The sequence below is a fragment of the Clostridium sp. AM28-20LB genome, assembly GCF_003480665.1.
GTDB lineage: Bacteria > Bacillota > Clostridia > Lachnospirales > Lachnospiraceae > Otoolea > Otoolea fessa.
Genome location: NZ_QUJN01000008.1, coordinates 96,786 through 118,027, shown reverse-complemented (window position 1 = coordinate 118,027; position 21,242 = coordinate 96,786). Strand labels below are relative to the sequence as shown.

The following is a 21,242-nucleotide window of genomic DNA, read 5'->3' as shown; positions in this document are numbered from 1 at the left end:
CGATGGAAGTTGTATTATTAGAGGATGTAAAGGCACTTGGCAAAAAAGGTCAGATTGTAAAGGTAAGCGACGGCTATGGACGCAACTTTATTCTGACAAAGAAACTGGGAATCGAGGCAACACCGAAGAACTTAAATGATCTGAAGCTGCAGAAGGCAAATGAGGCGAAGATCGCGGCAGAGCACCTGGCAGCAGCGAAGGATCTGGCAAAACATCTGGAGGATAAGTCCATCACCCTGTCCATCAAGGCAGGCGAGGGCGGAAAGGCATTCGGCTCTGTTTCTTCCAAGGAGATTGCAAAGGCGATCAAAGATCAGTTAAATCTGGATATTGACAAGAAGAAACTGGTTCTGCCGGAGCCGATTAAGACCTTTGGCACACACGAAGTTCCGATCAAGCTTCACAAAGAAGTAACCGGAAAACTGGCAGTAAAGGTTGTAGAAGCTTAATATGGAGGACTGAATTATGGAGGAAGCCCTGATAAAGCGGGTTCTCCCGCACAGTGTAGAGGCGGAACAGTCAGTCATCGGATCCATGCTTATGGATCGGGAAGCAATTATCGCGGCGTCTGAGATTATCACAGGCGCCGATTTTTACCAGCACCAGTACGGCGTCATGTTTGAGTCGATGGTCGAGCTTTTCAATGAAGGAAAGCCGGTCGATCTGGTGACGCTTCAAAATCGGCTGCGCGAAAAAGATGTTCCGCCGGAGGTCAGCAGCCTGGATTTTGTCCGGGATATCATGACATCTGTGCCGACCTCGGTCAATGTCAAATCGTATGCCAATATCGTGCGGGAAAAGGCAGTCCTGCGCCGTTTGATAAAAGTGAATGAGGAGATTGAAAACCTCTGTTACGGCGGAAGGGACAAGCTGGAGGATATTCTGGCGCACACGGAGAAATCGGTGTTTGACCTGCTTCAGAGCCGCGGAGGCGGAGAGTTTGTGCCGATCCGCCAGGTGGCGTTGAATGTTCTGGAAAAGATTGAGGCGGCGTCTAAGAGCAACAGCACCGTCACGGGTATTCCGACCGGATTTATCGATCTGGATTACCGGACGTCGGGATTCCAGCCGTCCGATTTTATTTTGATTGCGGCGCGTCCTTCGATGGGTAAGACGGCGTTTGTTCTGAATGTCGTCGAGCATGTGGCGGTCAAAAAAGGGCTTCCGTGCATGGTATTCAGCCTGGAAATGTCGAAGGAACAGCTGGTCAACCGTATGCTGTCGATGGAGTCGAATGTCGATTCCCAGAAGCTGCGTACCGGTACGCTGACGGATTCCGACTGGGATGCCGTCGTGGAAGGCATCGGTACGATCGGAAGTTCCAAGCTGATCATCGATGATACGCCAGGTATCTCGATCTCGGAGCTGCGCTCGAAATGCCGCAAGGTGAAGCTGGAGTACGGTTTAAGCCTTGTCATTATCGACTATTTACAGCTGATGAGCGGCAGCGGAAAGAGCGGAGAGAACCGCCAGCAGGAGATCTCGGAGATTTCCCGTTCACTAAAGGCGCTGGCGCGAGAGCTGAATGCGCCGGTTATCTCCCTGTCGCAGCTTTCCCGTGCCTGCGAGACACGTCCGGACCACCGCCCGATGCTTTCGGATCTGCGTGAGTCTGGTGCGATTGAGCAGGATGCCGATGTGGTTATGTTTTTGTACCGTGATGATTATTACAACAAGGATACGGATACGCCGAATATCGCGGAGGTAATCATTGCCAAACAGCGTAATGGCCCGATAGGAACGGTGCAGCTGATGTGGAGACCGGAGCTGACGAAGTTTGCGAATTTGGCGAAATAGGGTCGCTGGGGGACGGGACTGGAGAAAAGGAATGGAAGATGCTTGAATTAATACAGAAATCAGATGTGGCGGATTTAGATACAGTTCGCCATTTTTATCGCGCGCTAGCGGGAACGGAGTTCTGCGCGTGGACGGATGCCTATCCGGGGGAGCCGGAGCTGCAGTCGGATGTTTCAAGAAATTCGCTGTTCTGCATCCGGGATGATGCGTCAGGAGAGATCGCGGGGGTGGTTTCGATCGATGATGATCCGGAGGTAGAGTCAATTCCGTGCTGGTCAAAGGAGCTGCAGCCGTCGGCAGAAATTTCCAGACTGGGTGTGGCGGAGAAGTACCAGAACCGAGGCATCGCACGCGAGCTTCTGGCAGGCGCGATGGAGGAACTTAGAAGACGCGGCTGCAAGAGTGCCCATATGCTGGTGGCGAAGGATAATGTGAAAGCGCTGCGGTCATACGCGAAGCTGGCCTTTGAGAAGGTCGGTGAGTATGTGCTGCAGGGGCATGATTACTGGTGCTTTGAGAAGAAGCTGTAGAATGGAGAGGGGAAATTTAATCCCCTCTTTTTATTTATGTCATTCATTCGCCTTCTACCGTCAGCGAGCTGGCATTTAGCTACGATATGGTAATCGTTCCGATCGATGGTGAAGGAGTTCCGGAACTTGTTTTTTATGTAAATGCTATTCATATTTAGTTTGAACCCCGCATATAGTAGTAGTAAGGTACCGGGGAGGACAAGCAGAATGAATAAGAACAAGCATTACCTGATTTCGGATGCTTCCAGACAGGTGCAGGTGGAGGCTCACGTGCTCCGGTACTGGGAGGACGAGCTGGGGCTTCCGATTCCGAGAAATGAACTGGGGCATCGGTACTATACGGAGTTTCATATCCAGCTGTTCCGTCAGATCAAGCAGTTGAAGGAACAGGGGTACCAGTTGAAAGCCATACGGGGAATCATCGGAAAAGTGGAAGAAAATCAGAAAACAGAACCGGAAGCGCTTTTGGAAGCGCAGGCACAGGCGGTTTTCCGGGAAACGGGAACAGGAGAGCGTAACATGAGCAGGCAGGAAAATATGGAAATGAAAAAAAATACAGAGGTAGAAAACAAGGAAACAGAACTGCCGCAGGCAGAGGTTTCCCAGCCTCTGGCGGGGGAGAAGATGCGCCAGTTTCAGGAGATCATGAACCAGGTCATCGGGCGTGCGATCGAGGAAAACAGCGAAAAACTGAGCCAGGACGTCAGCTATCTGGTGCATGATAAATTGATGAAGGAGCTGGAATACCTGATGCGGGTCTCTGATGAGCGGGAGGAAGAGCGCTTCAAGCGCCTCGACGAGGTCATCCGCGCGTATCAGCGGGAAAACCAGGGGCGAGCGGAAGCAGCGGCGGCTGCGCCAGGGCGGTTTCCATTTTTCCGGTCCCGTGTAAAGAAAAAGAAATTTGGACGGAATGGGAACAAGATGTGATAAGTTCTGCAAAAGGGCATAAAAAAAACCTGTCGGAAACGACAGGCTTTTTTATGTAGATATTTCGTTTTTGTTTGTGTTTAATTAGCCCTGCTCAATAGCGCCGGTCGGACATACGCCTGCACATGTACCGCAGTCGATGCAGCTGTTAGCGTCGATATCGTATTTGCCATCTCCCTGAGAGATTGCTCCAACTGGACATTCGCCAGCACAGGAACCACAACTTACACAAGAATCAGTAATTACAAATGCCATGATAAAATCCTCCTTTTATATTTATGCGTTTGGCTATATTCTATACTAAAAATGCGAAATATTCAAGGAGAAATTGATGGTTTTCATGTTCTAAAATAAAAGCAATGGAAAAAACCGATTTTTCTGGAAGTCAGTATTCCTACAGGGTCGAGAGCGTTGAGAGCGCGTGCTCCCGGACGATCGTCTCATAATGCTCCTCATAGTATGCCTCAAATGCATTCGGGGCAGCGGCAGTCTTTAATGGTTCGCTGTACTCGGACAGGAGATTGCACAGGCGGTTGAATGCGTCGGTGCTGTCGGCTGTCTGGCGGACAACAAGGTAGTAACGACCATCGGACGGGTGTTTATAAAGCGTGTTCGGTGTTTCGCAGACTGGAGCTGCGATGCGCGCTGCCCGGCAGACCTCGTCGAGGGAGCCGAAAGTAAAAATACGCGCTGCCGGCAGTTTGGAACCTGGCTCTGCATTTTCAGTGGAAGGCGCGTCCGAACCGGTCAGCGGGCTTGCGGCGGTATTTTTGCCATTGTCAGTAAATAGGCTTAAAAGCCCGTCCGCGCCCTCTAAAAGCTCGTTGGCAAGCGCTGTCAGAGGCTCGTCCTCGTTTCCCGGGGAAAAGCGTGAAAAGCGGGTGTCCAGCTCTTCCGGGTCCTCGATCTTGGTAATGATCAGCATGATGCTCTCACTGGAGAGCGGAATTGCTTCCACCATCAGAGGAATATCGTCCGCCTCGAAGCCGACTTCATTCGATGCCTTCTGGATCATTTCATGGAACAGTTTTTTCGCCTTTTCCGTGCCATAGGCGAGTTCGCCCAGATTTAAGTTGCGGGCGCTCAGATCGCTGCTTGTCAGGGTGCAGCGGATCTGGTTTTCGTTGATGCGTTCTATTTTCATGGATTTTCACTTCCTTGTCTTTTGGGTGGTTAAGATACCGAATGCTTCGTGCTTCGCACTTCCGCAATTTTGCAAGACATTCGTAAGCCGCTCATTTTTCTGCGGAAAAAGGCTGCTTACTCATGTTTTGGACTTTGGAACCTTGGTATTCATCATACTATATAATATAATCACTTGGCAATTTGAATATGAAAAAAAAGCATAAAATCTTTCTAAAAACGGTTGCGGGAACCGAGGGGATCGTATACAATGAATCTTGAGAGGTGGTATAGACCGAAAGGAGGCGCGGTACGGAAGCAGCCGTTCTATTTGGAAAATACCAGCTGGAACGTGTGATCGGACGCGGTCGGAGCGGAACTGTTTTTTTAGCCAGGCATCTGGGGCTTGATGAAGAGAGAGCGATTAAGCGTGTCAGGCGGACAGAGAGCGGTTTCATTCAGGAAGCAGCGCTTTTGAAGCGGCTGCGCCATCCGGGAATCCCGATCATCTACGATCTGGAAATTGACGAAAATTATTATTATCTCATCGAGGAATATCTGTGCGGTGAGTCGTTGTATGCCCGAATTGAGAGAACGGGCAGTCTGCAAACGGGAGAGCTTATCCGTCTGGGAATTGAGCTTTGCCGGATCATGAATTATCTGCATTCATTCAAACCAAATCCAATCTTATATTTAGATCTCCACCCCGGGAATCTTCTAATCTGCCGGGAACAATTAAAATTGATTGATTTTGATCAGGCGGCATTGGCGTCTTTGAGCCAGGAACGATCTGTTTGCTATGGAACAAAAGGCTTTGCAGCCCCCGAACAGTACGAGGGAGGGACTCTGGATGAGAGGACCGACATCTATGCCATTGGCGCCCTCCTGTACTATATGGGGACAGGGCATGCCCCAGAGGGGGAGATAAAAGCAGGACAGGGAAGCTGTCGGGGAGATCTGTACATTCTTATGGGGCGATGTCTCAGAATAGAGAAAAAAGAGCGCTGCCAGAGTGTCCGTGAAGTGTTAGAGGCATTGGAAAAACTGGAGGCGCGCATATTTGCAGAACGTCATATACCACTTCTCAGGATTGCCGCAGCAGGCAGCCGGAGCGGAATCGGGGTTACACATACCGCACTTGGCGCGGTCCGATATCTGCGGCAGAAAGGAGTTTCCTGCCTTTACAGGGAGCAGAATGACACGGGGGCAGTCCGCAGGCTGGCATCCTGGTATGGGCTGGCGCCGGATGAACATGGAATTTATTACATGGACGGTCTGGCGTTGAAACCCAGATACAGCGATGTGGTGCAGCTGGAACAGCCAGTGTTTGAAGTGATTTTAGATGACTGCGGAACCGAGCTCCAGACGGTTCTGGAGGGGGAGTATGATTTGATTCTTTTCGTCTGTGGATTGCAGCCGTGGGAGAAAGAAGATTCTCTGCGGGCGATCCGGTTTCTGGGAGCAGAAGAGGGACTCCAGATTTTATTAAATCACAGAAAATGCGGGCGGGATTATCTTCCGGAGGAGGTCCGGCATCTTAGGTATCTGCGGCTTCCGTTTTTAACCCCGCCGTTCGATGCAGGCGGAAGGCGGGGGCAGGAAAATGAGGCAGCGGAGGAGACAGAATTTTTTGAAAGGATTTTCCGGGAGGCAGCTCTCAAAAAAGGACGGGGGACCAGGCAGGCAGCAAAAGAAGGGGGACTCTGGCGGAACATCCGGCGAAGGTGGGAGCGCTTTATGGGTGGATTCCCGTGGCAGTGGAAATAGGAGGAAATACAGATTAAAATCGGAAAACGGGGCGAAAGCTCAAAAGTGGGGCGAAAATTCAGGCAAAAACCAGTGCCAGACACAAAGCAGGTCGGGACAGAACGCTTGGAATGTATCGGGATAGCCGGGAGCGGACCATCGGTTGGGGTGACACACTTTTCGCTTATGACGGCAGCATATCTGTCCGGGGTTCTGTGCCGGCGAACGGCGGTTCTGGAACAAAATGAGAGCGGCTCATTTGCACAGCTTGAAAAGATATTCCGGACGGGAAAAAGAAGGGAAAAACCGGTTATAGACGGGGCAGGACAGCCGTTTGAAATTAGGGGAATTTTTTTCTATCAAAAGGCTGAACGTGCAGAATGGTACGATTGTTCGGAAAGGGGGATGGAGGCGATGGTGATCGACTTCGGAGCCTTGACACAGAAGAATCAGGATGCCTTTTTTCGATGCAGCCGCTGTTTTCTGGTCGGTTCGGTCAGCGGATGGCAGCTGGCAGATTTTGCGGCATTGGCAGCAGAAAAGCAAAAATGGAAAAAATGGTGTGAGTATTTCGTCTCATTTGGAGAAGAGGAAGCTGTAAAAATGGCAGAGCAATATCTGGATATCCGGATCCGGCGAATCCCACTGCAGAAGAACGCATTGATGGTTACGGGAGAGTCCATGACTTTTTTTGGAAAATTCCTACGATAAGCGAGGCAGACCTGGGGTTATAAATTACCGATTATCTCCGAAAGGTCAAAAGTTAGAAGGGGCTGTTTTCGCGGAATGGAGAAGGTGTGGAATGGTAGTGAGAAAAAGTAAAAAAGAAGAGGCAGAGAGGAGGCGTAGGGAACAGCAGAGAATATTTGTCGAGGGATTACAGCGATATAAAAGCAAAGGAATCCAGATTTTAATTGATGGGAGGGAGTGCAGGCCAGAAGAATACAGGAAGCTGTGTGAGTTCCGGGAGGACGGCTCGTTTTATATGGCTGATTACGTCGGAGCGGAGACAGGAGTGCTGACAGAGATACATTTTGACCGGGTTTACAACCGGTGATAAGAGAGGTGCCGTTTTGTCCGTATCTGGACAGTCCGCCGGATTTTTCTTTCGGAGAAAATGGTGAGAACTGTTTAGATGGTGCTATTACAGTTACTGGGCACGTATGCGTAAACAGTAACCTATTACAGGGAAAATGAAAGAGGAGTTAAGAAAAAAGTCAACATTCCATGGAGCTGGTGTGATATAATAAGGGCACTTAGCGAGGTATTTTCGAGCTTAGTGCTTATGGTATTACCTTAACATACACCGGAGGAAAACATGGAAAGAGGAAGATCAAGGAAAGCACGTTCGGGCTGTCTGGGACGGATTTTCGGGTTTGTGCTGTTTTTAATCGTGGCAGCCGTTGGTGTGATTGCAGCGGTCAAATATATGCCAAGCCGGGAGAGGGCGGATCTGGATGCTCTGTACGCGGCGGGCGGCAGCGACCGGGTGGCGCTGTATCTGAACTATGAACGTCAGGAGGAGAGCGGGGTCTACGTGGACGGGCAGACGTATCTGCCGGCTACGTGGGTAGATGCGAACTTAAATGAACGTTTTTACTGGGATGCCAATGAGGAAATACTGGTGTACGCCCTGCCGGAGGAGATCGTGAAAAGCGACGAGACGACAGTGGATGAGGACGGAAAAAAGATCCTTTACCGGGATGGCGATGCAGTTTATCTTTCACTGGCTCTGATTCAGAAATACACCGATGTGCGTCTGCAGGCGTATGATGGTGAGGCACAGAAGCGGGTTTTCGTGGAAAATAACTGGGATCCGGTCACGGTGGCAGATGCGGCGTGGAGCGCCAAGATCCGCTTAAGAGGCGGCTTGAAAAGCCCGATTGTGACTGAGATAAAGCGCGGCGGGACAGTGACGGTGCTGGAACAGTATGACAACTGGGCGAGAGTCATGACACCGGACGGTCATATCGGATATATGCACAAGTGGAAGATGAAAAATCTGCATGAGGAGACGTTAAAGAGTGATTTTACTGCTCCGGTCTACCAGAATATTTCACTGGATCAGAAGATTGTGATGGTCTGGCATCAGGTAACGATCGCGGCGGCAAACCAGGCGATGGATTCTCTGATTGCAAAGACGAAAGGTGTCAATGTCATCGCGCCGACGTGGTTTACGCTTAGCAGCAACAGCGGCGCGTATGAATCTCTGGCAGATAAGTCCTATGTGGATCGGGCGCATGAAAAAGGTCTGCAGGTCTGGGCGGTACTCGACAATTTCAGCCGCGAATGCAGCAAGAACGTGCAGGCGGAGGTGCTTCTTTCCAGGACGTCTGTGCGCGAAAAACTGATTGAAAATATGATGACAGAGGCGGACCGTTATGGATTTGACGGTATCAATCTGGATTTTGAGAGTTTGAAGACGGCGGCGGGTGTCCATTACATTGAGTTTATCCGCGAGCTGTCGGTTTCCTGCCGTAAGAAAGGGCTGGTGCTGTCGGTCGATAACTATGTTCCGGCGGTATATAACCGTTTCTACAACCAGAAAGAGCAGGGCAACGTCGCAGATTATGTGATTATCATGGGTTATGATGAGCACTATGCAGGCGGCGAAGCCGGTTCTGTTTCTTCGATCGGATATGTCGAAAACGGCATCAAAGATATGCTTTCCCTGGTTCCGAAGGAAAAGGTAATCAACGCAGTCCCGTTCTACACAAGGCTCTGGACGGGAAGCGGCGACAATGCGTCCTCCCGTGCGATGGGAATCTCCGAGGCGACAAAATGGGTGTCGGAGAGCGGCATGGATCTGACCTGGGATGATTCGGCTGGTCAGTATTACGGCAGGCTGGACAGCCAGAACGGCGAACAGCAGCTCTGGATGGAGGAGACAAGGTCTCTGGGACTCAAGATGGATTTAATCAAGAAATACGACCTGGCAGGCGTAGCCGGATGGCGGCTGGGGCTGGAAACCAGCGACGTCTGGGATGTGATTGGCTGGGAGTAGAGACAATTTAATTAAGATTCAATGATTCAAAGTAGGGTGGAAGTCTCATGCGGGAGCGTGGGGCTTCTGCTTTTTTATGTAATAGGAAATTCCTTGGGATCCCCTATTACACAAAAAGGCACTAACGTGCCAATGATGCGCACTCGCGCGAAGATGTAGGTTGTCGCAAGCGACCGCGCTCGGCGCGAGAATGTGCCAAGGCACATTCTTCTTTATAAAAAAGAGCGTCTTGGACAAAAAACCTCCGGGCGGAAAGATTGATTCATCCGCCTGGAGGTTATTAAAACATCAAAAATATTGTTTTGTCTGGGAGAAATGTGATTATTCTGCCTCTTTTGCCTGATCGATCAGGTTGGTGTAGAAAGCAAGAAAACTGTCATCACCTTCAGCGATCATAGCTTCCGGATGGAACTGTAAGCCCATCACGTAGTCTTTATCTTCTCTGACGATTGCTTCGATGATTCCATCTGGAGCAGTAGCAACGACTTTCAGGTTGTCACCTAACTGATCGACTGCCTGATGATGCCAGGAGTTTACAGTGTAGGTGCCTTCTCCGCCAAATGCGGCAGCAACGATGTTATCTTTGTCTACGGTAATCTCATGTTTTGCGAATACCTTACGGTCCGGATCGCGATGTTCGATATCGGACGGATTCTGAGTCGGAAGATCCTGATATAAGGTACCGCCGCTTAATACGTTTAAGAACTGCATGCCACGGCAGGTGCAGAGCATCGGGATATCCTCATCGAGAGCTGCCTTGATTAAAAGAGAATCAGAAGTATCTCTGACTTCGTTTACAGTCTCTAATTTTTCGTTTGGCTCTTCGCCGTAGTAGCTCGGATCAATATCTTCGCCGCCGGTCATAACCAGAGCATCGATTTCTGCCAGAGCATTTTTCGCGTCATCCTCGGTTTTGATCTGAGGAAGATAAATTGCTTCGCCGCCAGCTTTGGTAACGGCATCTATATATAACTGTGCATCTTCGTCGATTTCGTCTGCATTCCATGAAACGCCGACTTTGACTTTCTCTTCTTCGTCATTCGCCGCTTCTTCGGCAGTCTCTGCTTCGCCTTCTGTCTCGGTTACTTCGGCTTCAGCCGCTGTTGTATCGGCTGCCGGTTCAGACTTTGTTCCACAAGCTGTTAAAGAAAAAGCCAGGGATAAAGAAAGAAGCACTGCACTGGTCATCATTTTAATTTTTCTCATTCGAATTTCCTCCCTAATACAAATTGTCCTCCCAAACATGGCTGGATCCTAACATAAAACAGTCAGAAAAATACAAAAAGATACATAAAATTACAAAATAAAATAAAATAACTTTTAATACTACCTAAAAGATATAATATAATTTTGTAGACATACGAAAAATGAGCGAAAATAAGAAGGGTAAATGGAAGCGAAGAATTGAGTAGGGAGGAGTAAGGGGAAAAGCCCTGATAACAGAAAGTTATACCTTCATTCCCTTTCTTAATTGGATTTTCCCCGCAGGCAGGCGTTACAATAAGGACGGAAAAAACAGACGGGCAGCCGGGTCAAGGCTGCGGGGCTGATAGAGATGGCGGAGTGCAGGAAAGACTCCGAGAGAACATGGCAAACAAATGGAGGAAATCAAAACATGGGGAAATCACTTACCAGAAAGATTATTGAGTCACACTTCGTATCGGGCGATATGACGCCGGGCGAAGAAATTTTTATCAAGGTGGATCAGACATTGACACACGATATCAATGCCGTTATGACTTATCTGGCATTCGAGGCGATTGGGCTGGACCGTGTCCGCACGGAGTGCAGCGTCAGCTATCTCGATCACAATTTATTATATGTAGATAATAAGACGCCGGACGACCACATTTATTTGCAGTCCGCAGCAAAGAAATTCGGCGTGTATGTGTCCAGACCGGGCAACGGCATCTGCCATACCGTTCATGTATCCCGTTTTGGTGTGCCAGGCAAGGTATCGATGGGCGGAGACAGTCACACACCGCATGGCGGCGCGATCGGTATGCTGTGTATCGGTGTCGGCGGCATGGATGTAGCAACGGCGATGACGGGTGTTCCGATGCGTCTGACGATGCCGAGAGTCGTCCGTGTCAACCTGACCGGTAAATTAAGACCGGGCTGCAACTCGAAGGAAGTTATCCTGGAAATGCTTCGCCGCGTGACCATCAAGGGCGGTCTGGGAAATGTATATGAGTACGTGGGACCGGCAGTTGCCGAGATGGAGATTCCGGCACGTGCGACTATCGCAAACATGGGTGCGGAAATGGGCGCGACCACTTCCATTTTCCCGGCAGATGCACAGGTAAAGAGATTTCTGGCTGCACAGGGACGTCCGGAAGCATACACAGAGCTTCTTCCGGATGAGGACGCCGAGTACGACGAGACGATCGATATCAATTTAAGCGAGTTAGAGCCGTTGATCGCATGTCCGCACCAGCCGGACAATGTTATGCCGCTGCATCAGGCGGAAAAGAAGAGAGTACAGCAGGTATTTATCGGAAGCTGTACCAATGCAAGCTATGCCGATATTGCAAAAGCAGCACTTGTATTTAAGGGACATCATGTGAATGAGGATGTAAGCTGTACCTGTGCGGTTTCTTCCAAGCAGGTGTACCGTCAGCTGATGCGCGATGGATATGTGGAGATGCTTCTGGATGCAGGTGTCCGTCTTCTGGAGATTGCCTGTGGTCCGTGCTGCGCAATCGGTCAGACTCCGGCGACCGACGGTGTGGCAGTCCGCACCTCCAACCGTAATTTCAAGGGACGTGCCGGGAATCCGACTGCCAAGATCTATCTGGTAAGCCCGGAGAGTGCTGCAGCGACAGCGATTATGGGGACCTTCGCAACGGCAGAAGATATTATGGGTGAAAATGTGAAGATCCTGGATTCAATTCACGAGCCGGATCAGTACGATATTGATGATTCGATGATTCTTCCGCCGCTGTCTCCGGAGGAAGCTGCGAAGGTGGAGATTGTCCGCGGACCGAACATCAAGTTTCTTCCGGTTCCGGAGCCGCCGCAGGAGACACTGGATGCTCCTATCAGCTTAAAAGCCCGTGATAATGTATCCACCGATGATATTACACCGGCAAGTGCTGAGTTCAGCAGTATGCGTTCCAATATTCCGCTGATGTCCCAGTATTGCTATCATCGATATGATCCGGAATTTGCAGCTCGCGCAAAAGAAATGGGACAGAGCGTTATCATCGGCGGTGAAAACTATGGACAGGGTTCCTCCCGTGAGCATGCGGCTATTAATCCCATGTATCTGGGTGTAAAAGCGGTCATTGCCAAGAGTATTGCCCGTATCCATAAGGGAAACCTGGTAAATCATGGCGTAATTCCAATGTTGTTTGAGGATGGAGCTGATTATGACCTCCTGGAGCAGACAGATGAGCTTCATATCGATAACCTGCGGGAGCAGATTGCAGCACGCCGTGTACAGATTACCGATAAGACAAAAGGATTCTCCTTCTGGGCTAAATTAGAATTGACGGATAAAGAAATCGAAGTTGTCTTAAATGGCGGACAGCTGAGGACACTGAAAAAACAGCTGGAAGCAGAGAAAGAAGCGTAGTCATTTATTAATTATGCCTCCATTATATTTTTATATACAATAACTACTTATTCACCAACTTATTTATTTTGGGAAAAGGCGCCTGTGCGGATGTGCAGGCGCTTTTTCGTGCGACTTGACGGAAGAAAGACATTTGTAGTAATCTTGTGGTAGAATAAGAGTGAAGATTGTGAAAGAAATTGAGAAAAAGACATTGTTTGGAGCGCTTTTTGCGGTGATAGTCAAGGCGTTAAGTGTCCTTACGGAGAATATCGAGGTATTCGGTATAAGAATATATCTTCGCCTTTCCAGATTTGTCTGTTTGCTTCAAGATTCCATCATTGACCAAAATGGAGACTACCTTTGACACAGTATTATAGGACATGTCAAGAGCTGTAGAGGTTTTCTGAATATCAATAATAGGATTTGATTCCAAATAGGCAAACACTTTAAGAACGCTGGTACGCTGTCTCTTTGTGAGAGCATCAAATAATTTTGTGCTTTTATCGTGTAATGCAGTAAGATAATCAATTGTATGAATCGCATCTTCTGCGGAATCTGCAAAAGCCTGAAGGAAAAAAGAAATCCATTGCTCATAATCACCAGTACGTCGCACCTGAGTCATACGGTCATAGTACTCAATACGGTTCATCTTGAGGTAATAAGAAATATAGAGTGCGGGAGTAGACAGAATGCCTTTTTCCATTAGGAAGAGCGTAATGAGAAGTCGTCCAACACGTCCATTACCATCAAGGAAAGGGTGAGTGGTTTCAAATTGATAGTGGATTAATGCGGCTTGAATCAAAGGGTCAAGAGTATCATCACTATTGATATATTTTTCAAGGTCGGACATGGCTGTTAGCATATCTTCAGGATTTGGCGGAATATATCGAGCGTTTTTGAGAGTACTTCCCTGACCGCCAATCCAGTTTTGTGAATACCGGAATTCGCCAGGATTCTTTTCCTGTCCTCGCGCGCTTTCCAGAAGAACTGCATGAGTTTCTTTAATTAGACGATTGCACAGAGGTAGTGTTTTCAGCCGCTCAAGCGCAAACTCAGTCGCACGGATATAGTTAACAACATCGGAAACATCTCGATTGGTGTTGTCTTCAATCAGAGGATTCAAGATATCCTCAAGGGTGCACTGTGTACCTTCAATCTGTGAGGAAAGAAGGGCTTCTTTACGGACATACATGGAAACAAAAAGTCCCATGTTTGGTATACGGGAGGAAAGCCCTTCAAGTGTTGCTATTTTCTTGTTTGCATCAATAAGTTTCGTGAGAAGCTCACCAGATACCTCAATAGGAGGATTTGGTGGAAGCGGAGCTGGCCGAAAGGATTCATACGCCATTTCGCCTGACAGATTACTCACGAGTGTTCCTGCTCGGTTTGTCATAATTGTTTTTTTCCTCCGAAAAATGGAAATTGAAATTTTTGAGGCTATTTTAGCATAGAAATTTCAAGAAATCAACTTATTGTGAAAATAAAGAACGGAAGAAATTTCAGAAAAACGGCTTTTTGTGAAATTACTCAAGCAAAATTACCTTGGAAATTTCAAGTTTAGGACAATAAGCGGGAATCCTCGGCAATTCAATTACTGAGATGAAAGCGCAGGAGTGTGCATATCTGCACAATGCAAATAGTATAATAATTCTCATCCTTTGATAGTAATGCCGTAACCGGCATACAATAAAATCGAAAATATGTTCGAATAATAATTGCGTATTACACTTCAATATGATATACTATATGTATGAAAGGAAATCTGATACATTATAGAACTTGCGTGTGTAATATTAACTACCATATGGTATGGTCGGTGAAATACAGACGGAAGATATTAACCCCAGAAGTTGAGAAATACTTACAGGAACTCGTGCAGCAGATAGCTGACGATAAAGGTTTTACCGTTCATTTATTTGAATGTAGTGAAGGTGATCATGTTCACTGTTTTGTATCAGCTCCACCAAAGCTGTCAATAACAGCCATTATCAAGTATCTGAAGGGGATCACAGGCAGGAAATTATTCGAACGTTTTCCGGAAATAAGAAACCAGTTGTGGAAGGGAGAACTGTGGAACCATTCCTATTATGTGGAAACGATCGGATCCGTATCTGAGGAAAATATTCGTCGTTATATTGAACATCAGAGCGAGTCGTATTAATTCAATGTGAATTGTAAATATTCATATGCGTGGCTGTTTGAAGGGGGAAGGGGAATGCTGTTGTCGCACAGAACATCGGTTAATATCCGGCCGGAATATTCTAATATGATAGGGCATATGTGTTACGCTGCTTCCAAGCTCTGGAATGTCTGCAACTATGAACGCCGTCGATATAAAGAATTGGGGATGGAGAAGTATCCTGACTGGTATTATCAGAAGAAAGCGCATAAAGGAGATCTGTGGTATAGACAGCTTCCATCCCAGACAGCGCAGGAGACCTGCAAGCAGCTGGATAAAGCCTGGAAATCATTTTATGCTCTTAAAAAGACCGGCGGGATCAAAGCGCCAAATCCTCCGCAATTTAAACAGGACAATATACCGATCACTTACATGCAGATGGGAATTCGGCATGAGAAGGGTTCCGGCCAATTACGGCTGTCTCTGTCAAAGGATCTGAAAAGCTACATGGAAGAAACTTACGGGATTCATGAAAAATTTCTATATCTTGAAAATAAGATTTTCAGGAACATGGCTCACATAAAGCAGCTGCGGATCTATCCACCGGAAGATGGAAAATGTGACCTTATCGTTATCTATGAGGTCAAAGAACCAGAACCGCTTTCCCTGAATGGCCATTATTTATCAATGGATCTTGGAATTCATAATCTGATGACCTGTTATGATTCCGGAAATGGAAGGAGTTTTATTCTAGGAAGAAAATATCTTTCGCTGGAAAGATACTTTCACAAAGAAATCAGCAGGGTTCAATCAATATGGTATGCACAGCAGGTGGAAAACGGCATAAAATATCCTCGATCATCGAAACATATCAAGAGGCTTTATCGGAAAAAACAGAACGCAGTAAAGGATTACCTTCATAAGGTGACCAGATGGCTTGCAGAATACTGTAAAAAAGAAAGGATAAGCTGTGTAATCATAGGAGATATCCGAAATATCCGTAAAGGAAAAGATATAGGGCACAAGACAAACCAGAAGTTTCACGGACTGCCGTATAATAAACTTTATATCATGTTGGAATATAAACTAAAACTGTATGGAATATCACTGACAAAACGGGAAGAAAGCTATACCAGCCAGTGCAGCCCGTTTTCACCAGAAATATCAAAAAGATATGCAGAAGCATCAAACAGAAAAGAGCGGGGCATGTATATAACGGATGGAGTAAGATATAATGCGGATGCAGTAGGAGCATTTAATATCCTGCGTAAATATCTTTCCGTATCCGGAAAACAGAAAGAACTGTCCGTAACCGGACTAAAGAATCCAGAAATAATAAAAGTAGCTGTATAGCCGAAAGGTAAGCAGTAGTGGTGTCATGGACGCACCCTGAAAAAAGGCGGTATCCCGCCAGATTTCAGATGCTCTGGTAACTTAGTTACCGAGTAGTTCACAATTTTATATTTTGATTTTGCCTTGACCCGGACGGATTGCCGCTGGAGCTGCACGAATAATTATGGGAGAGAAAAGAGCATATAAAGTCAGAAAGCCCGGTGGAGACCGGAAGAAGCTGAAGCAGGAGCAGGAAGGTCTGAAAGTTGGGATACGGCTTATGGTGGAAGTGTATAGTTTATGACGGAAATAAAATGAACTCCTGGAGTGCAAAAAAAGCCCTCGCTGTGTGTGATACACAGTGGGGGCGTTGGTCAGATTCTTTGCATGGTATTTCATTCTTTAAGAAACGCTGCATGGTAAAGAAAAAGTGATTCAAAGTTAATGGGGGCAGAACCCATTAACACCAAGAATGAGGCAGCTAAGCCATATTTTATACAAATCCTCGCCTTCGGTAAGCTTTAACCCCGTAATTTCAATGATTTTTTGGATTCTGTAATTCATAGTGTTCCTGTGAATGTGAAGATGATTTGCTGCAGTTATTACATTGCGGAAGAAGAGGTAGGTTTGTAATGTATCTAAATAATCGGTTCCGAATTCTTGATCATAGGCCTGTAATCTGAGTATTTCTGGAAGGCAGAAATAGTTCGGCTGACTATATTTTTTCAAAGTGGAAACCAGGTAAGGCATATTGTATTCCTGAAATCGATAGATATTCTGCCTTGGATTCTGTTTCATTCCAATTCGTAGAATCTCTAAGGATTGTTCTACAGATGCACTAAATTCAATGATATTTGAAAAATGGTGACTGCAACCAGCGGCCAGATGATAAGTTTGAAAGAAGTTATCCAAGTTATTGGCAACTGATTCCAGATCTTTGGTTTCAAGAAGCAGATATAAGATATTGCCGATACAGACTGCTTTATAGGTTGGATAAATCATACCAAGATGATTTTTGTAAGCAGTGATGGAACGTTCTTGATTGTCCGATTGGTACGCATCCCGGAAGCCAATAGCCATGGTATAGAAGTGTTCTCCCGGAATCCAGCCAAATCCTTTTGCCCGTAAATTAAATTCTTCCTGATTGCGGATGCGTCCGGAAATAAGTTCAAATAGAAGATTTTCACGATAACTGAGTGCAAAGCCTATTTTATTTCGCTCTAATTCTAACGATAGGACGTTTGCCAAAATATCTAGTATTTGACAATCGCCGTCTTCAAAGGGACGTTTCTGTGGAATCACTACGATCCAGCCAAAATATCGGTGTTCAATAACAATTTTTACAATCAGACGTTCTTTTTTCTTCTGGTAATTAGAATGTTCAATAAAGGCATGTTCGGTTTGTTCGATATTGGGGAGAAGTGTTTTATAGTCATATTTTTCGAATAGATCGGAGGTTACAAAATTGTGTTTGATGATGCATTGAATTAGTTCGTCATCAACTTTCTTTAGTTCGTTCAGATCAGACCAGTGAAGAACACGGGTGGATGTATCCGATAAAAATAAGGGGTTTTCGAGAAGTTCTGCACCTGTAGATAGGATGGTATTCACATCTTTACGGTTTATCAGGCATTGGCTGAGTTTGTAATGAGCTTCTTCGATTCGTCGCTCTACTTTTAGTATATGCTGCAGCTGGAATGTAAGCTCAGTTTGAATGGTAGGTTCAGCCAGCATAACATAGTTTTCGATCCAATCAGGGATTTCTGTGTCATCTGTGCCGTTCGGCAAAATGATCCAAAGTATATTTTGGTTGTCTTTGGGGATTTGAAGGCAATCATCAGAATGAATAATATATGCGGTAGCTTCTGTAAATGTTTCTCTTACAGGGAGGTTGTTTTGAACGTGAAAAATTGGGGAATCCGGGTAGCGGATGCTTTCTTTTTTTAAAGCGTGATAAGCAGAAAGCTTTTGCATGAATGATAGGAATGATAGCATAAGGGACTCCTTTCTACTTGTGCATTCTGCACAAGATGTTTTTTTGATATTGTATCAGATATACGAAGTAATCAGTTTATATTTTTTTTATAATCTGTTCATCAAAATAATTATTCTTAATCCTCATTTTATTACATTATTTTGATTTTGGCTACGGATATTTATATTCAACATTGATTGAAAAATCAGGAAGGAGTTGGAAGTATGGAAGAATTCTATTTGGTTAATGGTAAAATTCTGGATGTAAGAACAGGAAAATTTATCAAGGCAGATTTAAAAATTACTGGTAAGCAAATTGCATCAGTTCAGGAAAAGGCGCCGACTGAAGCAAAGAAGGTGGACTGCAGTGGAAAATATCTGATTCCAGGTATTATGGACGCTCATGTGCATCTTGTATGGGAAGGAACAGCCAAGGACCCCATGTATGAGACTGTACGGGATGGAAACTATTTAAATTTTGCCAAAGGTGTTTCTTCGGCGGAAAAATCCTTAAAGAACGGGGTAACGACTGTACGCGATTTGGGCTGTAATGATGATTGCTCGATTCCTCTGGCAAGAGCTGTGAATATTGGACTGATTAAAGGAAGTCATATTGTTCCGGCGGGAAGTGCAATTCAAGGTTCCTATGGACATTGTCCGATGATTGGCTATATTGCGAATACAAAGGAGCAGTTGATTGATAAAATTAAACGTTTGAAAGGTTATAATATCGAGATGAGCATTCCACCACTTCATTGGATTAAGATCATGGCGAGTGGAGGCGCAGCTGGATTGGAAGATGTAGGTCCATGTATGTATTCACCGGATGAGTTGAAGGCGATTACATATGAAGCACACCGTCTAAATATGAAGGTCGCAGCACATGCGCTTTCACGAGATGCTATTTCAAAATGTATTGATGCCGGAATTGATACAATTGAGCACGGAGGTGCATTAGATGAAGAACTTCTTCATAAGATGAAAGAAAATGGGCAGGTGTGGGTTCCGACTCTGCAGGTATATAAAGAACTGGCTCGAGGAAAAGGAATGATCGCAGATGTTATCGTAGAGAAGGCATCAGCTGTTGAGGAAAATCAAAAAAAGGCTTTTTCAGCAGCCATGAAAATCGGTACGAAGATTGTTGCGGGAAGTGATGCAGGTTCTCCGAATTTCGGCCCGCACCCATCCATATTTAAAGAATTAGTTGCAATGCAGGAAAATGGAATGTCAGCTGCTCAGGTGATTCGCTGTGCAACTTTGGCTGCAGCGGAGGAACTAGGGGTGAAAGACAGAGGTGTTTTAGAAGAAGGAAAAATTGCAGACATTGTAGTTCTGGATGCCAATCCATTGGTAGATTTACATGCGTTTACAGAACATTTATCGGCGGTATATAAAGAAGGTCTTTTAGTATAGAATATGGAAAATGATATTGACATTAAAGGAGGATACATTATGCATGAATTAATTGCTCAGCCTAAAATGCTTCTGGTTGTTATTGTTTATTTACTTGCTCTGGTTGGAACGGGAGCTTATTTCGCAAAGAAAGCAGCTGTAAAAAAAGAAGGAAAAGAAGATTTTTTCTTAGCAGGAAGAGGCCTTGGAAAGATTGTAGCAGTTGGTACGATTTTGGCTACATATACAGGTGGTGGTACAGTAACCGGTGGTGGAAATAGCCTAGCTTTTAATTATGGATTGTGGAGTGGTTTGTTTTTTACGATTTGTCCGGTTATCAGTATGAGTGTTTTATGTTATCTGACCCCTAAAATCCGGGAAAGCAACTGCTACACGGTATCACAGCTTCTTGAAACGAAATATGGTTCTAAAGCTAGAACAATATCAGCGGTTATCATAGCACTTGCGATGGTTTCTATCGTTTCTTATCAGTATCGAGGTCTTGGATTTATTTTAAACGCTACAACTGGTATTCCAACTACTTATTGTACAATAATCTGTTGTGCACTTGTTATTGTACTAGCCCTTTCTGGTGGATTGAAGACAGTTGCTACGACAGATGCAATGTCCGCATTTTTGATGGTAGGTGGCCTTGCAATTGGCTTGCCTGTTTTAATTAGTACAGTAGGTGGCTGGGATTGGGTTATTTCTTCTGCACAGGCCAACGATCCGGAAAGCCTTACGTTCTTCGGCGGTCAGACGCTTCTTAAATGGGTTGGCGGATATCTTCCGCTGATTCTTCTGACTTGTTCCGATCAGAACTATTATCAGAGAATTGTTGCAGCGAAGGATGTAAAAACAGCTCGTGTTGGTCTGATGGGCACTATGCTTGCTTGTTTTGTTATTATGCCGGTTGTTGCATGCTATGCATTCATTTCACGTCAGTATTTTGGAACCAGTATTGCAGCAGGACAGGCATTGATCGGTGCGGCAACACTTCTTCCTACGATTGTGGGCGGCATCGTACTTTCCGCAGCAGCAGCATTTACCATTACAACAGGTGATTCATATCTGTTATCTGCAGCAGCTAACTTCTGCATCGATTTATATAGTAAAATCAATCCGAATGCAACAGAGAAAGAAGAGCTTAAAGTCAGCCGTGCGTTCATTTTGATTGCAGGTGTTGTCGCTTATATTATTCTGACTTTCTTCCCATCGATTCTTGCAATTCAGTATTGGTCCTATACTATTTATGGAGCAGGAATTACACCGGCAGTTGTTGGAGCACTTGTATGGAAAAAAGCTACAAAAGCGGGAGGCATTTCATCTATGATTATTGGATGTGGATTAAGTATTATCTGGGAGGCAACCGGTTCTCCATTTGGATTACAGACAATTTTTGTTGCATTCCCGATTGCTTTGATTACATTAGTTGCGGTATCCTTAGCTACACAGCCAAAAAGTGAATGAAGTTAATGGGGTCAGACCCCATTAAGCGTTCAAGATTTCTTGGGAGAAATACTTCAAAGACAACATCAAGGTATAAGAAAAGCAGGTGAGGGGATCTTAAATGGTTTGCTCACCTGCTTCCTTTTTTGCGGATGCAATGACCGAATCCGGCAAATCCATCTTTTGAACGGATGGACAATTTAGGACCATATACCTTGCATCATGGGTTCGGATATGTTACATTTATCATATCAAGCATATATTTTTCTTTGTAAACATTTCAAGTAT

18 protein-coding genes are annotated in these 21,242 nt (G+C 45.8%); 13 read left to right on the top strand and 5 right to left on the bottom strand.

Annotated features, from left to right (window positions below; translation table 11 throughout):
• Positions 1–2 precede the first annotated feature (2 nt).
• The 4 genes from rplI to DW739_RS13420 all read left to right on the top strand — a co-directional run bounded on the left by rplI (position 3) and on the right by DW739_RS13420 (position 3,257).
• Positions 3–449: a 50S ribosomal protein L9 gene (gene rplI, locus DW739_RS13435; protein ID WP_022358874.1), complete on the top strand. Its 447-nt coding sequence runs from the start codon at positions 3–5 to the stop codon at positions 447–449.
• Positions 450–465: 16 nt separating this feature from the next.
• Complete coding sequence (dnaB, locus tag DW739_RS13430; RefSeq protein WP_118492760.1) at positions 466–1,797, top strand: replicative DNA helicase; 1,332 nt, start codon at positions 466–468, stop codon at positions 1,795–1,797.
• A 38-nt stretch (positions 1,798–1,835) separates the two neighbouring features.
• Complete coding sequence (locus tag DW739_RS13425; protein ID WP_118743206.1) at positions 1,836–2,327, top strand: GNAT family N-acetyltransferase; 492 nt, start codon at positions 1,836–1,838, stop codon at positions 2,325–2,327.
• Positions 2,328–2,534: 207 nt separating this feature from the next.
• Entirely contained in the window at positions 2,535–3,257 is a 723-nt protein-coding gene (locus DW739_RS13420; RefSeq protein ID WP_118638464.1) for a helix-turn-helix domain-containing protein, read from the top strand.
• Between the two features lie 84 nt (positions 3,258–3,341).
• Here the strand turns inward: DW739_RS13420 and DW739_RS13415 are convergent, their stop codons facing one another.
• Together DW739_RS13415 and DW739_RS13410 are read right to left on the bottom strand one after the other, a co-directional pair.
• Positions 3,342–3,512 (bottom strand): 4Fe-4S binding protein, encoded by a 171-nt coding sequence (locus DW739_RS13415; protein WP_107001811.1) that lies wholly within the window; start codon positions 3,510–3,512, stop codon positions 3,342–3,344.
• A 139-nt stretch (positions 3,513–3,651) separates the two neighbouring features.
• Complete coding sequence (locus DW739_RS13410) at positions 3,652–4,401, bottom strand: adaptor protein MecA (protein ID WP_107001812.1); 750 nt, start codon at positions 4,399–4,401, stop codon at positions 3,652–3,654.
• 323 nt (positions 4,402–4,724) lie between these two features.
• Here DW739_RS13410 and DW739_RS13405 point away from each other — a divergent pair, with 323 nt between their 5' ends.
• The 4 genes from DW739_RS13405 to DW739_RS13390 all read left to right on the top strand — a co-directional run bounded on the left by DW739_RS13405 (position 4,725) and on the right by DW739_RS13390 (position 9,129).
• Positions 4,725–6,146, top strand: coding sequence for a serine/threonine-protein kinase (locus DW739_RS13405; RefSeq protein WP_118472514.1), 1,422 nt, complete (start codon positions 4,725–4,727; stop codon positions 6,144–6,146).
• 72 nt (positions 6,147–6,218) lie between these two features.
• On the top strand, positions 6,219–6,836 hold the full coding sequence (locus DW739_RS13400) for a hypothetical protein (RefSeq protein ID WP_146143932.1): 618 nt from the start codon (positions 6,219–6,221) through the stop codon (positions 6,834–6,836).
• Between the two features lie 91 nt (positions 6,837–6,927).
• Complete coding sequence (locus DW739_RS13395; RefSeq protein ID WP_022358865.1) at positions 6,928–7,182, top strand: hypothetical protein; 255 nt, start codon at positions 6,928–6,930, stop codon at positions 7,180–7,182.
• 261 nt (positions 7,183–7,443) lie between these two features.
• A complete protein-coding gene (locus tag DW739_RS13390; protein ID WP_107001815.1) occupies positions 7,444–9,129 on the top strand; it encodes a glycosyl hydrolase family 18 protein in 1,686 nt (561 codons plus the stop codon).
• 321 nt (positions 9,130–9,450) lie between these two features.
• On the opposite strand, the gene DW739_RS13385 is transcribed toward DW739_RS13390, so the two are convergent.
• Complete coding sequence (locus tag DW739_RS13385; protein WP_181357266.1) at positions 9,451–10,335, bottom strand: gamma-glutamyl-gamma-aminobutyrate hydrolase family protein; 885 nt, start codon at positions 10,333–10,335, stop codon at positions 9,451–9,453.
• 409 nt (positions 10,336–10,744) lie between these two features.
• Between DW739_RS13385 and DW739_RS13380 the strand changes: the two genes are divergently transcribed.
• The gene (locus DW739_RS13380) at positions 10,745–12,706 is read left to right on the top strand and encodes an aconitate hydratase (RefSeq protein WP_118743205.1); all 1,962 of its coding nucleotides are present in this window, start codon (positions 10,745–10,747) and stop codon (positions 12,704–12,706) included.
• A gap of 229 nt (positions 12,707–12,935) precedes the next feature.
• Here the strand turns inward: DW739_RS13380 and DW739_RS13375 are convergent, their stop codons facing one another.
• Positions 12,936–14,081, bottom strand: coding sequence for a Fic family protein (locus tag DW739_RS13375; RefSeq protein WP_107001818.1), 1,146 nt, complete (start codon positions 14,079–14,081; stop codon positions 12,936–12,938).
• A 357-nt stretch (positions 14,082–14,438) separates the two neighbouring features.
• On the opposite strand from DW739_RS13375, the gene tnpA reads away from it, so the two are divergent.
• Positions 14,439–14,849 (top strand): IS200/IS605 family transposase, encoded by a 411-nt coding sequence (gene tnpA, locus DW739_RS13370; protein WP_118743204.1) that lies wholly within the window; start codon positions 14,439–14,441, stop codon positions 14,847–14,849.
• A gap of 54 nt (positions 14,850–14,903) precedes the next feature.
• Positions 14,904–16,160, top strand: a complete 1,257-nt coding sequence (locus DW739_RS13365; RefSeq protein ID WP_243023783.1) for a transposase — start codon at positions 14,904–14,906, stop codon at positions 16,158–16,160.
• Positions 16,161–16,580: 420 nt separating this feature from the next.
• On the opposite strand, the gene DW739_RS13360 is transcribed toward DW739_RS13365, so the two are convergent.
• The gene (locus DW739_RS13360; protein ID WP_118743203.1) at positions 16,581–18,134 is read right to left on the bottom strand and encodes a helix-turn-helix domain-containing protein; all 1,554 of its coding nucleotides are present in this window, start codon (positions 18,132–18,134) and stop codon (positions 16,581–16,583) included.
• A 204-nt stretch (positions 18,135–18,338) separates the two neighbouring features.
• Between DW739_RS13360 and DW739_RS13355 the strand changes: the two genes are divergently transcribed.
• Positions 18,339–19,526, top strand: a complete 1,188-nt coding sequence (locus DW739_RS13355) for an amidohydrolase family protein (protein WP_107001821.1) — start codon at positions 18,339–18,341, stop codon at positions 19,524–19,526.
• Positions 19,527–19,565: 39 nt separating this feature from the next.
• A complete protein-coding gene (locus tag DW739_RS13350) occupies positions 19,566–20,975 on the top strand; it encodes a sodium:solute symporter family protein (RefSeq protein ID WP_182427998.1) in 1,410 nt (469 codons plus the stop codon).
• Positions 20,976–21,242: the final 267 nt, after the last annotated feature.